Raw genomic sequence first — 3659 nt, forward strand, 5'->3', positions numbered from 1 at the left:
GGCCAAGGCGAATCCGGGACAGATCAGCTATGCATCCTCGGGACCCGGAACGCAACTCCACCTGATCGGCGAAGGCTTCAAGCGACAGGCTGGCATCGACATTGTTCACGTGCCATACAAGGGCGCACCGCCGGCGTTGGCAGACATGGTCGGCGGCCATGTTCAACTGATGTTCCCGGGCCTTCCGGTAGTGGAGCCACTGCTCAAGTCCGGCCAACTCAAGGCGCTCGCGGTGGTGAGCAAGCGTCGGCTGCCGCTGCTGCCCAACGTTCCGACCCTGGCTGAAGCGGGCGTGTCGAACATCGACTTCACCGAGTGGTATGGCGTGGTGGTTCCTGCGGGCACGCCCGACAAGATCGTGACGAAGCTAAACGGCGAGATCGTGAAAATCCTCAAAATGCCCGAGGTGCGGCAACGCCTGGCGAGCCGCGGCTTTGATCCAGCCGGCGGCACGCCGCAGGAATTTGCCGACTTGATCCAGGAGGAACAGAAAAAATGGGCCTCCACAGTCGCGCAATCAGGCGTCAGAGTCGATGAATAGCGGATTTGGCAGTCACTGCCTTCTCGAAAACTGGCGACGGCCGGCGAGCCGCTGAAAAGCAACCGAAACCAATCCGAAAGGCTTTCGACCGCTGGTACTTTCGGCGCCGTCGGTCCGTTGGACAAGAAGTCGCTCGACCCGCTACGACGGTCGCCTCTTAGCTTGCTTTTTTTCGCGCTGAAGCCTGCGCTTGGTCAACAAATTCGCGGCAGTGAGGACCGCCAGAAGCAATACCTGACGCCCCAGGACGCGGGCGGCGTACGCGACCCGCCGGTCGACCTCTCGCTGGGTTTCAGCGGCCTTTGCGATCCCCGAATAGTCCGGCACGTCCCTCGCCACGACGGGTAGGGTGGCAGGCATGCTTCCCTCGGATCCCGTGGCATGCGGCGGCGAGGATTCCCCCGATCTCGCGGCTGCCGCCGAGAGCGATCCGTGTTCGTCCGCATACACCTTGGTGAACTCCGCGCCGAGCAGGAAGATCTGCGCTGCGTAGTAGACCCACGCCACCAGGACCACCAGCGAACCGGCGGCCGCAAAGGCCTCGGTCACTCCGCTCTTGCCCAGGTACAGGCCGATCAGCAGCTTGCCGAGTTCGAACAGGACGGCGGTCACCGCCGCCCCGATCCAGACGTCCCGCCATGCGATCTTCGCGCTCGGCATCAGTTTGAAGATCATCGCGAAGAGAAGCGTCACGATGCCGAACGAGATGAGCATGTTGAGCCCTTGAAGCAGGATCTCCCAGCCCGGGACGAGTCCGCCGAACCATCCGTCGAACGCTGCCAGGCCGGCGCTCACCAGGAGCGAGACCATCATCAGGAAGGCCAGGCCCAGAATCAGTCCGAACGAGAGGATCCGTGCCCGCAGGACGGCCCAGACGCCCGATGGCTTTTGCTTTTCCGGCACGTGCCAGATGCGATCCAGCGCACTCTGCAGCTCCGCAAACACCGTCGTCGCGCCGAGAAGCAGCACCCCGGCGCTGATGACGCCGGCGATAAGCCCCTTGTCGGTGTCCGCGGCAGCGCGCAGCATGGCCTCCACAGCGGTGGCACCTTCGCTTCCGACCAAGCCGCCAATTTGCGCAACGACCTGCGCCTGAACCGCGTCGCGGCCAAAGACTGCTCCCGCGACGGCGATCACGATCACCAGCAGAGGCGCCAGGGAGAAGATGGTGTAGTAGGAGATCGCGGCGCCCATGCTTGGCGCGTAGTCGTCGACCCACGCCATCACCGCCTTGCGGCACAGGTCGAACAAATGCCGTGGCGACATGGCTATTTCCGCTCCTTGCTGTCATGCGCCGCTCGCGGGCGCGCCTGCTTCACCGCGTCTGCAACGCGACCCTGAACGGCGCCGCAGTTCGTCTCCTCGCCCGGTCCCGTCTCGATCAGGGGAACCAGCGCGGCCAGTGGGTTGACTGCCACAAGGCCCAGCGCTGCCCCGGCCCGGGCGAGAAGAGGACCCTTGACGAGTTCGAACTCGGGCTTCTTGAAGCTGCCATGCAGCCGCACAGGCGTGCGCAGCGAGAGCAGCCCGAACTCCTTCGGCCGCGGTGCCACGGTGACATCGAAAAGCTCGTGCTCGAGATCGAAGCCACCCGTGCCAATCACTTGCGTCTGCTCGGTATCGATCACGAAGAGTGACGACGTGCCCCGGCCGCCGGCGACGTCGAAGACGACCCCGCCACAGTGGACCACGACGTCCTTGTCGCCGCCTGCCAGCAGCACGAGCACCTTGCCCCCATTGAGGCCGCTCGCGGCGTCCAGCAGGTTCGAAATCCGTCCGTTCACGACGGTGGCTGCCACGCGACCGTCGGCCTTTGCGGCGGCGTCGGCAATGGAGTTGCCGGCGCCCTTGAGCCGCACCGTGGCGCCCACCCGGCCCGCGCCCTTCGCGATCGCCGTGCTGTCAGGAAGCAGTTGATCGACCCGAACGCGCTTTAGGTCGATCTCGACCTCGGATCTGATCGTCGGTTCCCGGGCGTCGAGCGCCACCCGCGAAGCGATGGTGCCTTCCGCAAAGCCAAAATCGAGGGGATCGACCTTGAGCCTTGCGTCGCGCAGACGCAAGGAAGCCCGGAGGCTCTCGAGCGGCAAGGCCTCGGGCACCACCAGCTTGGTAGCAACCAGGTCAACCTCTGCATCGATCTTCTGAAGCCGGCTCCCGTCGAAGGTCCCCGCCGGCAGGATGTGGTTCGGATCGATCGCCTTCTCCCTGGCCTTGGCCGCCGGGCGGTTCCTCGTTTCGGCTTGTGAAAAAGCAGGCTTGCCGCCGCTTTCCTTGGTCTGCGCCCCGATCAATGGCCCGAGGTCGGCCAGGTTGAGCAGGGTGCTGTGGAGATCGGCTGTCAGTAGCGGGCGCGGCTTCTGGTCGACGTACGCCCCCTTGCCGCGCACGTCGGTCGATCCGATCTTGCCCGTGAGATCGTCCATCGTGTAGCGGTTGYCCTTCAGGACGAGGTGACCCTGCAAGCGATAAGGCGGAGAAGCCGGAAGTGGCAGCAGGAGAAACGGGTACAGGTTCGCCAGGGTCTGGCCCTCGATGCGCAGGTCCACGTCGATGGCGGAGATGTTGGCGGCGTCGGCGATGGTGCCTTCGACGGCCAAGCGCGTCGTGCCGGCGTCGAGCCGACCCTGGAGAGGAAAGGGAACGCCCGACTCCTGAAAGCTCAGGACGTCGCCTGTGAGTGCCTGCCCGGAAAACTGCGCATCGTGGTATTTCCCCTTGAAGTCATACTGCGTGGTGTATCGGTTGTTCGCAGGCTTGGCGTCGGCATCCCTCGCTTTTTGCCGATACTGGGCATCGAAGGTCGTGCCCTCGACGTCGAGGGTGAATGGCACGCCGTGGTCCGTGTAGCGCAGCTTTCCATGATCCACCGACAGCGTGCTGATGTGCAGCTTGCTGGGGGAGGTGTCGGACGGTTCCGAAAGGATCCAGTTCTTGCGGTCGTCGGCCAGACGTTCAAACACCAGTTCGGGCCGCGTGAGGGCCACCCTCGACACAAGGATCTTTTCCGGAAGATCGCGCAAGGAAACCGAGAACTCCAACATCTCGATCTTGGCCATTGCCGGCTCATCCTTCGACCAGGCAGCGTTGCCAAAGTACACGTCGCGCATCCGAATCG

Annotated in this window: 3 protein-coding genes; 1 reads left to right on the forward strand and 2 read right to left on the reverse strand. The window is 64.2% G+C overall.

The annotated features are described in order from the left end of the window. Positions 1–541: Bug family tripartite tricarboxylate transporter substrate binding protein (locus tag AC1DY5_RS46920; RefSeq protein WP_478121219.1), on the forward strand; the 541-nt coding region annotated here is incomplete at its 5' end. 141 nt (positions 542–682) lie between these two features. On the opposite strand, the gene AC1DY5_RS46925 is transcribed toward AC1DY5_RS46920, so the two are convergent. Next, a complete protein-coding gene (locus AC1DY5_RS46925) occupies positions 683–1807 on the reverse strand; it encodes a YihY/virulence factor BrkB family protein (RefSeq protein WP_478121220.1) in 1125 nt (374 codons plus the stop codon). Between the two features lie 2 nt (positions 1808–1809). Further along, the coding region (locus AC1DY5_RS46930) for an AsmA family protein (RefSeq protein ID WP_478121221.1) at positions 1810–3659 on the reverse strand (1850 nt) is incomplete at its 5' end.

Source organism: Variovorax sp. P4_D9, assembly GCF_056401695.1.